Origin of the sequence: Streptomyces sp. HUAS MG91, assembly GCF_040529335.1 — a bacterium.
GTDB lineage: Bacteria > Actinomycetota > Actinomycetes > Streptomycetales > Streptomycetaceae > Streptomyces > Streptomyces tabacisoli.
In genome coordinates this window covers 3,778,980-3,795,243 of record NZ_CP159534.1, presented here as the reverse complement: position 1 = coordinate 3,795,243, position 16,264 = coordinate 3,778,980, and the positions used below count along the sequence as shown (strand labels likewise).

11 protein-coding genes and 3 rRNA genes are annotated in these 16,264 nt (G+C 65.5%); 12 read left to right on the top strand and 2 right to left on the bottom strand.

Annotated features, from left to right (window positions below; genetic code table 11):
* Nucleotides 1–95: 95 nt before the first annotated feature.
* From proC to ABII15_RS17030, 12 genes are all read left to right on the top strand, one after another.
* Nucleotides 96–908 carry a pyrroline-5-carboxylate reductase gene (gene proC, locus ABII15_RS17085; protein ID WP_353943187.1) on the top strand — a complete coding sequence of 271 codons (813 nt, stop codon included), beginning with the start codon at nucleotides 96–98 and terminating at the stop codon, nucleotides 906–908.
* A gap of 709 nt (nucleotides 909–1,617) precedes the next feature.
* A 16S ribosomal RNA gene (locus ABII15_RS17080) occupies nucleotides 1,618–3,143 on the top strand.
* Between the two features lie 303 nt (nucleotides 3,144–3,446).
* Nucleotides 3,447–6,570 (top strand): 23S ribosomal RNA (locus ABII15_RS17075).
* A gap of 89 nt (nucleotides 6,571–6,659) precedes the next feature.
* Nucleotides 6,660–6,776, top strand: a 5S ribosomal RNA gene (gene rrf / locus ABII15_RS17070).
* The 16S, 23S and 5S rRNA genes sit together here, the layout of an rRNA operon.
* A 71-nt stretch (nucleotides 6,777–6,847) precedes the next feature.
* Nucleotides 6,848–7,492 carry an HAD family hydrolase gene (locus ABII15_RS17065; RefSeq protein ID WP_353943186.1) on the top strand — a complete coding sequence of 215 codons (645 nt, stop codon included), beginning with the start codon at nucleotides 6,848–6,850 and terminating at the stop codon, nucleotides 7,490–7,492.
* An 87-nt stretch (nucleotides 7,493–7,579) separates the two neighbouring features.
* Entirely contained in the window at nucleotides 7,580–8,800 is a 1,221-nt protein-coding gene (locus ABII15_RS17060) for an MFS transporter (protein WP_353947093.1), read from the top strand.
* Nucleotides 8,751–9,932, top strand: coding sequence for an acetoin utilization protein AcuC (locus tag ABII15_RS17055; protein WP_353943185.1), 1,182 nt, complete (start codon nucleotides 8,751–8,753; stop codon nucleotides 9,930–9,932). Before ABII15_RS17060 ends, ABII15_RS17055 begins: the two co-directional genes overlap by 50 nt.
* Before the next feature lie 173 nt (nucleotides 9,933–10,105).
* The gene (locus ABII15_RS17050) at nucleotides 10,106–10,921 is read left to right on the top strand and encodes a phosphatase (protein WP_353943184.1); all 816 of its coding nucleotides are present in this window, start codon (nucleotides 10,106–10,108) and stop codon (nucleotides 10,919–10,921) included.
* A 129-nt stretch (nucleotides 10,922–11,050) separates the two neighbouring features.
* Nucleotides 11,051–11,263, top strand: a complete 213-nt coding sequence (locus tag ABII15_RS17045; RefSeq protein ID WP_158689180.1) for a helix-turn-helix domain-containing protein — start codon at nucleotides 11,051–11,053, stop codon at nucleotides 11,261–11,263.
* 149 nt (nucleotides 11,264–11,412) lie between these two features.
* The gene (locus tag ABII15_RS17040; protein ID WP_003948845.1) at nucleotides 11,413–11,511 is read left to right on the top strand and encodes an AURKAIP1/COX24 domain-containing protein; all 99 of its coding nucleotides are present in this window, start codon (nucleotides 11,413–11,415) and stop codon (nucleotides 11,509–11,511) included.
* A 214-nt stretch (nucleotides 11,512–11,725) separates the two neighbouring features.
* Nucleotides 11,726–12,799 (top strand): NAD-dependent epimerase/dehydratase family protein, encoded by a 1,074-nt coding sequence (locus ABII15_RS17035; protein ID WP_353943182.1) that lies wholly within the window; start codon nucleotides 11,726–11,728, stop codon nucleotides 12,797–12,799.
* A gap of 14 nt (nucleotides 12,800–12,813) precedes the next feature.
* Entirely contained in the window at nucleotides 12,814–13,860 is a 1,047-nt protein-coding gene (locus ABII15_RS17030; RefSeq protein WP_353943181.1) for a lysophospholipid acyltransferase family protein, read from the top strand.
* Nucleotides 13,861–13,915: 55 nt separating this feature from the next.
* Here ABII15_RS17030 and ABII15_RS17025 read toward each other — a convergent pair whose 3' ends face one another.
* Nucleotides 13,916–15,127 carry a DUF5667 domain-containing protein gene (locus ABII15_RS17025; protein ID WP_353943180.1) on the bottom strand — a complete coding sequence of 404 codons (1,212 nt, stop codon included), beginning with the start codon at nucleotides 15,125–15,127 and terminating at the stop codon, nucleotides 13,916–13,918.
* A 236-nt stretch (nucleotides 15,128–15,363) separates the two neighbouring features.
* On the bottom strand, nucleotides 15,364–16,152 hold the full coding sequence (locus tag ABII15_RS17020; protein ID WP_353943179.1) for an ECF subfamily RNA polymerase sigma factor, BldN family: 789 nt from the start codon (nucleotides 16,150–16,152) through the stop codon (nucleotides 15,364–15,366).
* Nucleotides 16,153–16,264 lie beyond the last annotated feature (112 nt).

Genomic DNA, 16,264 nt, shown 5'->3' with positions numbered 1-16,264 from the left:
CGCCCACCGGACAGCCGCCGGGCCCCGGACCGCCCGATGCGAGGATGCCCGACGACGGGACGACGCATCACACGCACCACGGGAGGTCCACGCCCATGAGCCACAAGGTCGCCGTACTCGGCACAGGCAAGATCGGTGAAGCCCTGCTCAGCGGAATGATCCGCGGCGGCTGGGCCCCGGCGGACCTCCTGGTGACGGCCCGCCGCCCGGAGCGCGCCGAGGAACTGCGCGCCCGCCACGGCGTCACCCCCGTCACCAACCAGGAGGCGGCCAAGCAGGCCGACACCCTGATCCTGACGGTGAAGCCCCAGGACATGGGCACGCTCCTCACCGAGCTGGCCCCGCACATCCCGGCCGACCGCCTGATCATCAGCGGCGCGGCCGGCATCCCGACCACGTACTTCGAGGAGCGCCTCCCCGAGGGCACCCCGGTGGTCCGCGTCATGACGAACACCCCGGCCCTGGTCGACGAGGCGATGTCCGTCATCTCCGCCGGCACCCACGCCACGGAGGAGAACCTGGCCCACGCCGAGAACATCTTCGGCTCGGTCGGCAAGACCCTCCGCGTCCCGGAGTCCCAGCAGGACGCCTGCACGGCCCTCTCCGGCTCGGGCCCGGCCTACTTCTTCTACCTGGTCGAAGCCATGACCGACGCCGGCATCCTCCTCGGCCTCCCGCGCGACAAGGCCCACGACCTCATCGTCCAGTCCGCGATCGGCGCGGCCACGATGCTCCGCGACAGCGGCGAACACCCGGTCAAGCTCCGCGAGAACGTCACGTCCCCGGCCGGTACGACCATCAACGCGATCCGCGAGCTGGAGAACCACGGCGTACGGGCCGCGCTCATCGCCGCCCTCGAAGCGGCCCGCGACCGCAGCCGCGCCCTGGCCTCAGGCAACAACAGCTGACACCTGCCTTTCGCACGGGCCCGGGGCAAGGAGTTGACACGCCCCGGGCCGGACCGTAGTGTGCTCCGAGTTGTCCGACGTGAGCGCCGACTCCGGTTGGTCCCCGGACAGCCATTCCGCAAGACCCACTCAAACGCACAACGACTGGTTTCTCCCTGTCGTCGTGACACCGTTTGCGCGCGCTTTTGCGAAATGAGGAATCTCCGTTCGAAAGACCGGAGGGCCCGAACCCCGATTAGCTCGGGAGCCGGGATTCCGCTAAAGTCTCACTCGTCGGAACGGCCCAACAGGCCGGGAAGACAAGCCCGCTGACTGGGAATCAGGCCCGAAAGGATCTGATAGAGTCGGACTCGCCGGAAAGCCGAAAGGCCGGAAAGCGAAGCAGGACCCCGGGGAAATCGGCCGGTGAAACGGTCTGATAGAGTCGGAAACGCAAGAACAAAAGAAACACCGAAGGGAAGCGCCCGGAGGAAAGCCCGAGAGGGTGAGTACAAAGGAAGCGTCCGTTCCTTGAGAACTCAACAGCGTGCCAAAAATCAACGCCAGATATGTTGATACCCCGTCTCCGGCCATCAGGCTGGGACGAGGTTCCTTTGAAAAAGTCCTGCCGGTCACTGACTGGTAGGCGCACAGCGAGGACGCTGTGAACCGGAAGATTATTCCTCTTCCGGTTCCGCTCTCGTGGTGTCACCCCGATGACGGGGAAACATTCACGGAGAGTTTGATCCTGGCTCAGGACGAACGCTGGCGGCGTGCTTAACACATGCAAGTCGAACGATGAAGCCCTTCGGGGTGGATTAGTGGCGAACGGGTGAGTAACACGTGGGCAATCTGCCCTTCACTCTGGGACAAGCCCTGGAAACGGGGTCTAATACCGGATACCACTCCTTCTCGCATGGGAAGGGGTTGAAAGCTCCGGCGGTGAAGGATGAGCCCGCGGCCTATCAGCTTGTTGGTGAGGTAGTGGCTCACCAAGGCGACGACGGGTAGCCGGCCTGAGAGGGCGACCGGCCACACTGGGACTGAGACACGGCCCAGACTCCTACGGGAGGCAGCAGTGGGGAATATTGCACAATGGGCGAAAGCCTGATGCAGCGACGCCGCGTGAGGGATGACGGCCTTCGGGTTGTAAACCTCTTTCAGCAGGGAAGAAGCGAAAGTGACGGTACCTGCAGAAGAAGCGCCGGCTAACTACGTGCCAGCAGCCGCGGTAATACGTAGGGCGCAAGCGTTGTCCGGAATTATTGGGCGTAAAGAGCTCGTAGGCGGCTTGTCACGTCGGTTGTGAAAGCCCGGGGCTTAACCCCGGGTCTGCAGTCGATACGGGCAGGCTAGAGTGTGGTAGGGGAGATCGGAATTCCTGGTGTAGCGGTGAAATGCGCAGATATCAGGAGGAACACCGGTGGCGAAGGCGGATCTCTGGGCCATTACTGACGCTGAGGAGCGAAAGCGTGGGGAGCGAACAGGATTAGATACCCTGGTAGTCCACGCCGTAAACGGTGGGAACTAGGTGTTGGCGACATTCCACGTCGTCGGTGCCGCAGCTAACGCATTAAGTTCCCCGCCTGGGGAGTACGGCCGCAAGGCTAAAACTCAAAGGAATTGACGGGGGCCCGCACAAGCAGCGGAGCATGTGGCTTAATTCGACGCAACGCGAAGAACCTTACCAAGGCTTGACATACACCGGAAACGTCTGGAGACAGGCGCCCCCTTGTGGTCGGTGTACAGGTGGTGCATGGCTGTCGTCAGCTCGTGTCGTGAGATGTTGGGTTAAGTCCCGCAACGAGCGCAACCCTTGTTCTGTGTTGCCAGCATGCCCTTCGGGGTGATGGGGACTCACAGGAGACCGCCGGGGTCAACTCGGAGGAAGGTGGGGACGACGTCAAGTCATCATGCCCCTTATGTCTTGGGCTGCACACGTGCTACAATGGCCGATACAATGAGCTGCGATACCGCAAGGTGGAGCGAATCTCAAAAAGTCGGTCTCAGTTCGGATTGGGGTCTGCAACTCGACCCCATGAAGTTGGAGTTGCTAGTAATCGCAGATCAGCATTGCTGCGGTGAATACGTTCCCGGGCCTTGTACACACCGCCCGTCACGTCACGAAAGTCGGTAACACCCGAAGCCGGTGGCCCAACCCCTTGTGGGAGGGAGCTGTCGAAGGTGGGACTGGCGATTGGGACGAAGTCGTAACAAGGTAGCCGTACCGGAAGGTGCGGCTGGATCACCTCCTTTCTAAGGAGCACTTCTTACCGAGTTCGCTCGGTCAGAGGCCAGTACATCAGCGAATGTCTGATGCTGGTTGCTCATGGGTGGAACGTTGATTATTCGGCACGATCGGTTGTCTTTCACTAGTACTGCTTCGGCGTGGAACGTGAGAAGAGAACGGGTCGGGCCGGGCACGCTGTTGGGTATCTGAAGGTACGGCCGATAAGGCTGCCTTCAGTGCCGGCCCCAGTGCACTCGAACCGCAACTGGTTCGGGGTGATGGGTGGTTGGTCGTTGTTTGAGAACTGCACAGTGGACGCGAGCATCTGTGGCCAAGTTTTTAAGGGCGCACGGTGGATGCCTTGGCACCAGGAACCGATGAAGGACGTGGGAGGCCACGATAGTCCCCGGGGAGTCGTCAACCAGGCTTTGATCCGGGGGTTTCCGAATGGGGAAACCCGGCAGTCGTCATGGGCTGTCACCCGCTGCTGAACACATAGGCAGTGTGGAGGGAACGCGGGGAAGTGAAACATCTCAGTACCCGCAGGAAGAGAAAACAACCGTGATTCCGGGAGTAGTGGCGAGCGAAACTGGATGAGGCCAAACCTCAAGCGTGTGAGACCCGGCAGGGGTTGCGCTTGGGGGGTTGTGGGATCTCTCTTTTACAGTCTGCCGGCTGTGAGACGAGTCAGAAACCGTTGATGTAGGCGAAGGACATGCGAAAGGTCCGGCGTAGAGGGTAAGACCCCCGTAGTCGAAACATCAGCGGCTCGTTTGAGAGACACCCAAGTAGCACGGGGCCCGAGAAATCCCGTGTGAATCTGGCGGGACCACCCGTTAAGCCTAAATATTCCCTGGTGACCGATAGCGGATAGTACCGTGAGGGAATGGTGAAAAGTACCGCGGGAGCGGAGTGAAATAGTACCTGAAACCGTGTGCCTACAAGCCGTGGGAGCGTCGGACATCAAGCTTGCTTGGTGTCTCGTGACTGCGTGCCTTTTGAAGAATGAGCCTGCGAGTTTGCGGTGTGTTGCGAGGTTAACCCGTGTGGGGAAGCCGTAGCGAAAGCGAGTCCGAATAGGGCGATTCAGTAGCGCGCTCAAGACCCGAAGCGGAGTGATCTAGCCATGGGCAGGTTGAAGCGGAGGTAAGACTTCGTGGAGGACCGAACCCACCAGGGTTGAAAACCTGGGGGATGACCTGTGGTTAGGGGTGAAAGGCCAATCAAACTCCGTGATAGCTGGTTCTCCCCGAAATGCATTTAGGTGCAGCGTCGTGTGTTTCTTGCCGGAGGTAGAGCACTGGATAGGCGATGGGCCCTACCGGGTTACTGACCTTAGCCAAACTCCGAATGCCGGTAAGTGAGAGCACGGCAGTGAGACTGTGGGGGATAAGCTCCATGGTCGAGAGGGAAACAGCCCAGAGCATCGACTAAGGCCCCTAAGCGTACGCTAAGTGGGAAAGGATGTGGAGTCGCAGAGACAACCAGGAGGTTGGCTTAGAAGCAGCCACCCTTGAAAGAGTGCGTAATAGCTCACTGGTCTAGTGATTCCGCGCCGACAATGTAGCGGGGCTCAAGCGTACCGCCGAAGTCGTGTCATTGCAGCAATAGGGCCAACGCCTGCTGTGATGGGTAGGGGAGCGTCGTGTGCCGGGTGAAGCAGCGCCGGAAGGCAGTTGTGGACGGTTCACGAGTGAGAATGCAGGCATGAGTAGCGATACAAACGTGAGAAACGTTTGCGCCGATTGACTAAGGGTTCCTGGGTCAAGCTGATCTGCCCAGGGTAAGTCGGGACCTAAGGCGAGGCCGACAGGCGTAGTCGATGGATAACCGGTTGATATTCCGGTACCCGCTGTGAAGCGTCAAACATCGAATCCAGTGATGCTAAGGCCGTGAAACCGCCGTCCTCGTCTTTGACGTGGTTCGGAGTGGTGGAGCCGCCGCCCAAGTTGGTAGTAGGTGAGTGATGGGGTGACGCAGGAAGGTAGTCCATCCCGGGCGGTGGTTGTCCCGGGGTAAGGGTGTAGGACGTCAGGTAGGTAAATCCGCCTGGCACATAGTCTGAGACCTGATGCCGAGCCGATTGTGGTGAAGTGGATGATCCTATGCTGTCGAGAAAAGCCTCTAGCGAGTTTCATGGCGGCCCGTACCCTAAACCGACTCAGGTGGTCAGGTAGAGAATACCGAGGCGTTCGGGTGAACTATGGTTAAGGAACTCGGCAAAATGCCCCCGTAACTTCGGGAGAAGGGGGCCACACCTGGTGATCACTCTTGCAGTGTGAGCTGGGGGTGGCCGCAGAGACCAGCGAGAAGCGACTGTTTACTAAAAACACAGGTCCGTGCGAAGCCGTAAGGCGATGTATACGGACTGACGCCTGCCCGGTGCTGGAACGTTAAGGGGACCGGTTAGTGCACTTTCGGGTGTGCGAAGCTGAGAACTTAAGCGCCAGTAAACGGCGGTGGTAACTATAACCATCCTAAGGTAGCGAAATTCCTTGTCGGGTAAGTTCCGACCTGCACGAATGGCGTAACGACTTCTCGACTGTCTCAACCATAGGCCCGGTGAAATTGCACTACGAGTAAAGATGCTCGTTTCGCGCAGAAGGACGGAAAGACCCCGGGACCTTTACTACAGTTTGATATTGGTGTTCGGTTCGGCTTGTGTAGGATAGGTGGGAGACTTTGAACCAGCCACGCCAGTGGTTGGGGAGTCGTCGTTGAAATACCACTCTGGTCGTGCTGGATGTCTAACCTCGGTCCGTGATCCGGATCAGGGACAGTGTCTGATGGGTAGTTTAACTGGGGCGGTTGCCTCCCAAAGAGTAACGGAGGCGCCCAAAGGTTCCCTCAGCCTGGTTGGTAATCAGGTGTTGAGTGTAAGTGCACAAGGGAGCTTGACTGTGAGACCGACGGGTCGAGCAGGGACGAAAGTCGGGACTAGTGATCCGGCGGTGGCTTGTGGAAGCGCCGTCGCTCAACGGATAAAAGGTACCCCGGGGATAACAGGCTGATCTTCCCCAAGAGTCCATATCGACGGGATGGTTTGGCACCTCGATGTCGGCTCGTCGCATCCTGGGGCTGGAGTCGGTCCCAAGGGTTGGGCTGTTCGCCCATTAAAGCGGTACGCGAGCTGGGTTTAGAACGTCGTGAGACAGTTCGGTCCCTATCCTCTGTGCGCGTAGGAATATTGAGAAGGGCTGTCCCTAGTACGAGAGGACCGGGACGGACGAACCTCTGGTGTGCCAGTTGTCCTGCCAAGGGCATGGCTGGTTGGCTACGTTCGGGAGGGATAACCGCTGAAAGCATCTAAGCGGGAAGCCTGCTTCGAGATGAGTATTCCCACCCCCTTTGAGGGGTTAAGGCTCCCAGTAGACGACTGGGTTGATAGGCCGGATCTGGAAGCACCGTGAGGTGTGGAGGTGACCGGTACTAATAGGCCGAGGGCTTGTCCTCAGTTGCTCGCGTCCACTGTGTTGGTTCTGAAACCACGAACAACCGTCGTAGCCTTTTGGTCACGGCTCCGGTTGACAGTTTCATAGTGTTTCGGTGGTCATAGCGTGAGGGAAACGCCCGGTTACATTCCGAACCCGGAAGCTAAGCCTTACAGCGCCGATGGTACTGCAGGGGGGACCCTGTGGGAGAGTAGGACGCCGCCGAACAAATTTTGAGAGAAGCCCGGACCGGGAACGGTCCGGGCTTTTCTGCGTTTACGGGGTCGTAGGGTCGTCGTATGCGCTACGAACTGGTCATCTTCGACAACGACGGTGTGCTCGTCGACAGTGAACCCCTCTCCAATACGCTGCTCGCCGGCTATCTCACCGAGCTCGGGCACCCCACCTCGTACGAGGACTCCCTGCGCGACTACATGGGCGCCGCCCTGCACCGCGTACACGACCTGGTTCTCGAGCGGACCGGGGAGCGGCTGCCCGATGACTTCGACGATGTTTTTCACGGCCGGGTGTTCGCCGCGTTCGAGCGGGAGCTTCAGCCGGTGCCCGGGGTCGTCGAAGTACTGGAGAAGCTGAGCGCCGACGGAGTGCCGTATTGCGTGGCGTCCTCGGGGAGCCATGAGCGGATTCGGGTCGGGCATCGTACGACCGGGCTCGATCGGTGGTTCGGGGACGGGCGGGTTTTCAGTTCCGAGGATGTCGGGCGGGGGAAGCCGGCGCCGGACCTCTTTCTCCACGCGGCCGAGCGGATGGGAGTCGCCCCGGAGAAGTGCGTGGTCATCGAGGACAGTCCGCTCGGGGTGCGGGCGGCCGTCGCCGCCGGGATGGACGTGTACGGGTTCACCGCCATGACGCCGGCCGAGCGGCTCACGGGGGCCGATGAACTCTTCGACGATATGCGTGACTTGGCCGGACTCCTGGCATGACCTCGGTGGAATTGGGTGCTTGATCTATCTACCCAGCGGTAGGCCTGGCGCATACGCTGAGCCGCCATGACCGATGGGAACGCAGGCATAACAAGCGCGATGCGATGGGGCCGAAGAACGCTGGGATTCAGCTTCTTCGCCCAAGGGGCGGCGTTCGCGCTCCTGGTGACCCGGATTCCCGCCATTCAGGACCAGTACGGGATCTCGGACGGGCTGCTTCCCGTCTTCCTCGCCGCCGTGCCGATCCTCGCCGGTGTCAGCAGCGTCTGCACCGAGCAGCTCGTGAAGCGGGTCCGGCCGAGCCGGATGCTGCGATGGGCGCAGCCCGTGGTCCTCCTGGCGCTGCTCGGTGTCGGCGCCGGGGACACCATGGTCGAGGTCGCCGTGGCCCTCGGCGCGTTCGGCCTGGCCGTGGGCGCGCTCGACGCCTCGATGAACATGCTCGGCGTCAGCCTGCAACGCGCGTACGGGCGCAGCATCATGCTCGGGTTCCATGCCGCGTACAGCCTCGGCGGCATCGTCGGGGCGTCCGTCGCGTGGGCCGGGGCGCACTGGGATCTGACGCTGTTCATGTCCTACCTGCCGGTCGCCGCGGTGCTGCTGCCGCTCTGCCTCATCGGCAGCCGGTGGTACGTCGACGCCCGCGACGGCGGTGCCGCCGAGGTCGAGGTCGAGCAGGGGCAGGCCGGCGGGATCGTCTTCAAGATGCTGCTGCCGCTGTGCCTGGTGATGGCGTTCGCGTACATCGGGGACTCGACCGTCTCCAACTGGAGCGCGAAGTACTTGCAGGACGTGCTGGGGAGCTCGGAGCAGCTGTCCACGGTCCCGTACAACGTGTACATGGTGATGACCCTCGTGGGGCGCGCCGTGGGGGACGTGGGAGTGCGGCGGTTCGGGCCCGTGGCCGTCGTGCGGGTGGGGACCGTGATCGCGGCCGGCGGGTTCGGTGTCGTGGCCGTGGCGCCCGGGGCGTGGGTCGGGATGCTCGGCTTCACGCTGCTCGGGCTCGGGCTGTGCGTGATCGTGCCGCAGACCTTCGCGGCGGCCGGGCGGCTGTTCCCCGGGGCCTCCGACGCCGCTGTCGCGCGGCTCAATATCTTTAACTACGTTGGTTTTCTGGTGGGTTCGCCGCTCGTGGGTGCTTTGGGCGATGCGTGGAGCTATCGCGGGGCGATGCTCGTTCCGATGGCGTTGGTGCTGGTGACCCTGGTGTACGCCCCTTCGTTCGGGAAGGGCGGCGACCGATACGGTGGCGGGCATGAGCGGCCGCGTGCAGTTGATGTGGGACCCAGCGGTAGCGGGGTATGACTTCGGGCCCGGACACCCGATGGATCCCGTCCGGCTGGAGCTGACCCGGAGCCTGGTGGGGGCCTTCGGGCTCGACCGGGCGGGGGAGGTCGAGGTCGTGGCCGCGGCGCGGGCCGGTGAGTCCACGCTCCGGCTCGTGCACCGCGAGGACTACGTGGAGGCGGTCAAGGCCGCCTCCCTGGATCCGGCCGCGGCGGATCCCGCGTACGGGCTCGGCACCACCGACGACCCGGCCTTCGCCCGGATGCACGACGTGTCCGCGCTGATCGCCGGGCAGTCCGTGGGCGCCGCGGAGGCCGTGTGGCGCGGGGACGCCCTGCACGGGGTGAACTTCACCGGCGGGCTGCACCACGCCATGCCGGGCGCCGCGTCCGGGTTCTGCGTGTACAACGACGCGGCGCTGGCCATCGCGCGGCTCCTGGAGCTGGGCGTCGAGCGCGTCGCGTACGTCGACGTGGACGTGCACCACGGGGACGGGGTCCAGGCCGCCTTCTGGGAGGACCCGCGTGTGCTCACCGTCTCGCTGCACGAGCATCCCCGGACGCTGTTCCCGCAGACCGGGTGGCCCGAGGAGACCGGCGCGGACGGGGCCGCCGAGGGGACCGCGGTGAACGTCGCGCTGCCGGCCGGGACCGGGGACGCCGGGTGGCTGCGGGCCTTCCACGCCGTGGTGCCGGAACTGCTCGCGGAGTTCAGGCCGCAGGTGCTCGTCACCCAGCACGGGGCCGATACGCACTTCGAGGATCCGCTCGCCCATCTCGCCGTGTCGCTCGACGCGCAGCGGGCCGTGCAGGTCGCCTGTCATGAGCTGGCGCACACGTACGCCGACGGGAAGTGGGTCGCGCTCGGGGGCGGGGGGTATGCCGTCGTCGATGTCGTGCCGCGGTCCTGGACGCATCTGGTGGCCGTCGCCGCCGGGCGGGACATCGCGGCCGAGACCGTGATTCCGGAGTCGTGGCGGCAGGAAGTCTTCGCTCGTACGCGGCAGTTGGCTCCCGCCCGGATGACCGATGGGCGGTGGCCCGTGGAGTTCCGGGGGTGGGAGGAAGGGTACGACCCCGCTGATCGGCTGGATCAGGCGATTCTGGCTACGCGGAAGGCCGCGTTTCCCTTGCGGGGGTTGCTGGCTTAGCGGGGCCGTGGCGGGGGTCCGTCGAGGCGCCTGCCCGGCGCTGGGGTGCCGCCTTGCCCACCCTGCCGCCCCTGGCGGCAGATTGCCCAAGGCGGCGGGCTCGGTTACTCCCTCTGTGGGGTGTTTTGGGGTTTTGGGGGTGCTCGGGCGGTCAATGGGCCAGCATCGCAAAGGTGTTGAGCACCGGCGCCCTCCGTGCGCATCTGTTGGCGGCTCGGCTTGCCGGGCCCGTGGCGACCTCCCGCGAGGAGAGTCTGCGCAGTTACCGGCTCTTCGAGGCGCGGGACCCGCGTGTGCTGCTCGGGCTCGATCCCGAATGGGCCTGGGGGCAGCGGGACCTGCTCGCCCTCATGGCCGACAAATGCGGGGTCTCGCCGGATCCGGGGCACACCTCGGGGTACGACATCATCGATCCGGAACGTACGCTGGCGGCGCTCGACGCCTTCGGCGACCGCCTCGGAAGGGCCGCCGACGCGCGGTCTCCCGTCCTCATCGGGACGGGACATCCGCATCGGCTGCTCGGTTTCTACGCCTCTTTGGCCAGCGCCCTGTCGGCGGCAGGCTGTCCCGTCCTCACTCCGGCGCAGGGTCTCAGTGTCGACATAACGACCCGGTTCGGTCTACGCACGTACAACCTTGACTACGTACAAGGTGTCGCGCTGGTAAGGGAACCGGAGGCGTGGCCGCCCGGAAGTGAGACGGGCGCGCACACGCACTCCCCCCTCCCGGTTCGTACCGCTCTGACCGTTCTCGCGGAGGCCGGAGAACCGCTTCCCGGGCTTGTCGTGGGGGACCACGGATGGGTCTGCGGTGCAGGTCAGTTGGGGTTCGACGCCATCGGCCTGGCCGATACGGATGATCCGGCCCTGTTCGTCGGTGAGGCCGAGGGGCAGGTGTCCGTCGTCGTTCCGCTTGATGACGCTGTGCGGTCTGATTACTACCGACCGCTTACTCGCTATGTACTCAATCGAGCGTGTCTGTCACAGTAGGCGGCCGATCGCATCTCCTCTTCCCCACTCGCACCACACGCCCCTACATTGGGGAGTGAGCACGCAACGACGTTGAGTCACCGGAAGGGGAAGCCGGTGGCCGTCGAGTGCGGAAGGTTCAGGTGTGACATGGCTGCTGGTGAGAGTAGGCCTCTGAACGAGGTGCAGTTCCTGACCGTGGCGGAAGTCGCCTCGGTCATGCGAGTGTCCAAGATGACCGTGTACCGGCTGGTGCACAGCGGTCATCTGCCCGCGATCCGGGTCGGCCGGAGTTTCCGCGTCCCGGAGCAAGCGGTTCACGAGTACCTCCGCGAGTCCTATGTGGGGGTGGATGCGGGCTGATCCGTAGCCGGCGAAGCCCTCGATTTCTGGCTCGGCACTCGGGCGGGGTAGGCTGGCCCCCCGTAGGTCGTGTGGGCCCCAATGCAGCCCCGCACCGAGTGATGGTCCCCGCTTTGCGGGGCTTGTCCGAGAAGTGAGCGAGGGTAGTCGTGGGCTCTGTTATCAAGAAGCGCCGTAAGCGGATGGCGAAGAAGAAGCACCGCAAGCTGCTGAAGCGCACCCGCGTGCAGCGTCGCAACAAGAAGTAAGCGACTGCTGCGTCAAGCGCGTCATCTGTGGCCCTTTCACCGTTCGGTGGGAGGGCCACAGTGCGTTGGCCGGTCGGCCGATGTACGTACGGCTGTGGCTGTCGTCACTTCATGCATCGTCCGGTCATCACAGCGCAACATCGAACCGCTAACGTGAGGCGCGGGCAGTGATTGCGGAGCGCGGCGGGGCTGCGACGGAAGGTAGGCGCTGATCTTGGGCAAGGTCGTGCTCGTGACCGGGGCGGCCCGGCAGCTGGGGGGCCGGTTCGTGCGGCGCATCCAGCGGGACCCCGACGTGGAGCGGGTCATCGCGGTGGACGCCGTGCCGCCCGCGCACCATCTCGGCGGAGCGGATTTCCTCCAGGCCGACATCCGGCAGCCGGCGATCGGTCGGGTGCTCGCCGAGCACTCCGTGGACACCGTCGTGCACATGGACGTCACCGGGACCCCGCTGGCCAGCGGCGGCCGCGGCTCGGTCAAGGAGACCAACGTCATCGGCACGATGCAGCTGCTCGGCGCCTGCCAGAAGGCGCCCAGTGTGCGGCGCCTCGTGGTGAAGTCCAGTACGAACGTGTACGGGTCGGCGCCGCGCGACCCGGCCGTCTTCACCGAGACGACACCGCCCAAGTCGCTGCCGAGCGGCGGGTTCGCCAAGGACACCGTCGAGGTCGAGGGGTACGTGCGCGGGTTCGCCCGGCGCCGCCCCGATGTCGCCGTGTGCGTGCTGCGGTTCGCCAACATCCTCGGCCCGAACGCCGATTCACCGCTCGCCCAGTACTTCGCGCTGCCCGTGCTGCCGACGGTGTTCGGCTACGATCCGCGGCTTCAGTTCGTGCACGAGGACGATGTGATCGAGGTGCTGCGCATCGCCTCGCACGAGCCGCGGCGGGCCACCCTGAACAGCGGGACCTTCAACATCGCCGGGGACGGGGTGCTGCTGCTCTCGCAGTGCTCGCGCCGGCTCGGGCGGCCGACCGTGCCCGTCCTGCTGCCGGCCGTGACCTGGGTGGGCGGCGCGCTGCGTACGCTGGGTGCCACGGACTTCTCGCCCGAGCAGATCCGGTTGCTCACGCACGGGCGGGTGGTGTCGACGGTTCAGATGCGCGAGACCCTGGGGTTCCGGCCCGCGTACACGACCGCGGAGACCTTCGCGGACTTCGTACGCGGCCGGGGACCCGGACTGCTGCCACCCCAGGCCCTGGCGTCAGCCGTGGACAGGGTGGCCGCGCTGCCCTTCCTGGGCGGTGCCCGCACGCCGAGCCGGCCCCCGACGCAGAGCGCCAACTGAGGAGCGCATCAACGATGGCGGATGCCAAGGTCATTCCGTTCGACGACGACAGGTCGCGGGGGGCGACCGGCAAGGCTGCCGCACGCCGCAGGGGGCCGGGTGGCCGGCGCAGGGGCGGCGAGCCCGTGGCCGTGCGCGAGATGGCGGCCGTGCCCGTGCAGGAGCCGGCGCCGGCGCTCGACGCCGAGGCCGCAGGGGAGAGCCCGGCACCGGAGCGACTGGGCGGCTGGGACCGGAAGATCGCGGGCGGACTCGCCTTTCTGCGGCGCCGGATCACCGGCGATTACGACGTCGACGAGTTCGGCTACGACAAGGAACTCACCGACCAGGTCCTGATGTCGCTGCTGCGGCCGATCGCGGAGAAGTACTTCCGGGTCGAGGTGAAGGGCATCGAGAACATCCCGTCCGAGGGCGGGGCGCTGATCGTCTCCAACCACTCCGGGACGCTGCCGCTGGACGGCCTGATGATGCAGGTCGCCGTGCACGACAACCATCCCGAGAACCGTCATCTGCGCCTGCTCGCCGCCGACCTGGTCTTCATGCTGCCGGTCGTCAACGAGCTGGCCCGCAAGGCCGGTCACACCCTGGCCTGCGCCGAGGACGCCCAGCGCCTCCTGGAGAGCGGGGAGCTGGTCGGGGTCATGCCGGAGGGCTTCAAGGGCATCGGCAAGCCGTTCAGCGAGCGGTACAAGCTCCAGCGGTTCGGCCGGGGCGGCTTCGTCTCGACCGCGCTGCGCGCCGGGACGCCGATCGTGCCGTGCTCGATCGTCGGCGCGGAGGAGATCTATCCGATGGTCGGCAACGCCAAGACGCTGGCGCGGGTGCTGGGATTCCCGTACTTCCCGATCACGCCGACGTTCCCGTGGCTGGGGCCGCTGGGGGCGGTGCCGTTGCCGACGAAGTGGACGATCCAGTTCGGGGAGCCGATCCCGACGGACGGGTATCCGCCGGAGGCGGCGGAGGACCCGATGCTGATGTTCAACCTGACCGACCAGGTACGCGAGCAGATCCAGCACACGCTGTACAAGTTGCTGGTGCAGCGGCGGTCGGTGTTCTTCTGAGGGTGCGTGCAAAAGGGCCCGGGGACGTGGTCCTCGGGCCCTGATGGCTGTGCCGCTAGCCGGCGTCCTCGCTGTCGATGCCGAGGCCGGGCAGCAGGCCCGGCAGCAGCGGGGGCAGGGTCACGTCCGGCTTGGCCGGGCCCGTGGTGCCCTCGCCGGACTTGCCCTCGGACGGGGTCGGCGTCGACTCGTCCTTCGGGGGGTCGAGCAGGCCGCCCGTGGTCTCGCCGAGCAGGCCGTCGTCCTTGCCGCTGCTGGAGCTGGACGGCTTGGGCTTGGCCGAGGACGAGTGCCGGTCGTGGCCGGTGGTGCCGGACGGGGCCGAGTGCTCGGTGCCGGGGGTGTCCGTGGCGGTGCCGCCGCCCCGGTCCGTACCGCCCTTGCTGCCCTGACCGGGAGCCTGGGGCAACAGTGAGCGCAGCGGACCGACCTCTTCGTCTATGGCGGCGAAGACCGAGGCCACCTGGTCGCGTACGTCGCCGAGCTGGACCGGCAGCTTGTCGCTCAGGGCCGTCCAGCTCTTGCGGTGCGACTCGGCGAAGGCGGAGAGGACCTGGATCGGGCCGAGCGAGCCGTCCCGCTTGTAGGCCGCGCTGAGCAGCTTGTGGCCCTCCGACGCGTCGTACTGCATGCCCGACAGGGCCCGGCGGACCTCGCCGACGGACTCGTGGTCGAGGTGGCCGGTGCGGCCGCGGTCCATCAGTCGACGGGCCTCGTTCAGCCGCGTCGACGCCTGGTCCAGATAGATCTGGCCGCGGTCGGAGTCACCGTCGGCCATGCCCAGCTTGAGGTCCTCCATGCCGCGCTTGAGGCCGTAGAGGTGGTCACCGGGCAGTGCGTTCGAACTCGCGGCCGCCACACCGCCGAACGCGCCCGCGGCCACACCGACGGTGAGCCCGCCGGCGGCGATGCCCTTGGTCAGGCGGGAGCGGGGCCGCAGCTTCCGCAACGGGCTGGCGCGATGGGCGCCCTTGGCCTTCGCCGAGCGTTGCTCCGGTACGGCTGGGCCTGGAGCGCCCTCCGCGAACATGGCCTCCATGGCGGCAACGAGCTGGGCTCGCTGCACCACCTTGACCTCGGGATCGAGCTCCGGTTTCGGCAGTTCGCCGAGGCCTTCGGTCAGGGTCAGAAGTCTGCCCTGCTCGGACTGCTCGGACGGGGCGGCCGGTCCTTCCGGCTGCTGCGACACCGCGTCCTGGGCGGACTCGTCATCCAGGGCCTGGGCGAAGGCGTTCGCCCGCCGGTGTGCCGAGACATGTGCGATCACTGGCGGCACCTCCTCTCGTCATGACGGTCGACTCCCCAGGTGATCCTGGGGTTGCACATCGGAAGAGTTTGCACACGATCGAGTGAGTGAAACCGATCCGGATGTGACCACAGGGAGCCTGCATCCCGCACAACGATCGGCGCGGCACTTGGGTTACGGACCGACGGATGATCCGACCGCGATCGCATCTCTCTTTCACGGAAGGTGAGTTGGAGGATGCGAACCGTGACGGTCGGTCAGCGCGCGTCGTCGGGGAGGAGCCGGGCGAGGGTGCGGACGGCCCGGTACTGGAGGGTCTTGATCGCGCCCTCGTTCTTGCCCATGACGCGGGCGGTCTCGGCGACGGACAGCCCCTGGAGGAAGCGGAGCGTCACGCACTCCTGCTGCTGCGGGTTCAGCCGGCGCACGGCCTCGAGGAGTGCCGCGTTCGAGAGGGACTCCAGGACCGAGTCCTCGGGGGAGCGCTCCACCTCGTTGGCATCCAGCATCTCGCCGGTGGTGACCTCCAGGCGGAAGCGGCTGGACTTGAAGTGGTCGGCCACCAGGTTGCGGGCGATCGTCACCAGCCAGGCGCCGAAGTCGCGGCCCTGCCAGGTGAAGGTGCCGATCCGGCGCAGCGCGCGCAGGAAGGTCTCACTGGTGAGGTCCTCGGCGGTCGCCTTCCCGCCCACGCGGTAGTAGATGTACCGGTACACGGTGTCGCTGTACTGGTCGTAGAGGCGCCCGAACGCGTCGGCCTCGCCGCCCTGGGCGCGCTCGACCAGGTCCATCATGCGCGCGCTGTCGCTGTCCGCGGCGGGACGGCGGGCGGTGGAAGTGCCGGACGTGCCGGCGGCGCCGGAGCGCGCTCGTCTGCCCGCCGTGGCCGCGCCGCTGTCGGCCATCGCGAAGCATGGACGGGCGGGCGCAGGGACGGCGAGGGCGGGGACGGCGTACGCGGTGGGGACGAAGCCGCGCAGACGGTCGACGACCGTTGCGCGCAGCGTAGCCAGGCCCGAGGCGTCAACCCCGACGTGTTGAAACACGGGACTCCCAGAGGCAGAGCTTCCATCACGTGCAGTGCGGGACCGTTCACTCGTCGTACTGGCGAGTGGGTACCGGAATGCGTCTGAGGAGAATAACGCTTCGTGCAGGGAG

Bases quoted from the DNA above. Each gene is read 5' to 3' on its own strand.
- proC (WP_353943187.1), top strand. From the start codon at position 96: ATGAGCCACAAGGTCGCCGTACTCGGCACAGGCAAGATCGGTGAAGCC.
- ABII15_RS17065 (WP_353943186.1), top strand. From the start codon at position 6,848: ATGCGCTACGAACTGGTCATCTTCGACAACGACGGTGTGCTCGTCGAC.
- ABII15_RS17055 (WP_353943185.1), top strand. From the start codon at position 8,751: ATGAGCGGCCGCGTGCAGTTGATGTGGGACCCAGCGGTAGCGGGGTAT.
- ABII15_RS17045 (WP_158689180.1), top strand. From the start codon at position 11,051: ATGGCTGCTGGTGAGAGTAGGCCTCTGAACGAGGTGCAGTTCCTGACC.
- ABII15_RS17030 (WP_353943181.1), top strand. From the start codon at position 12,814: ATGGCGGATGCCAAGGTCATTCCGTTCGACGACGACAGGTCGCGGGGG.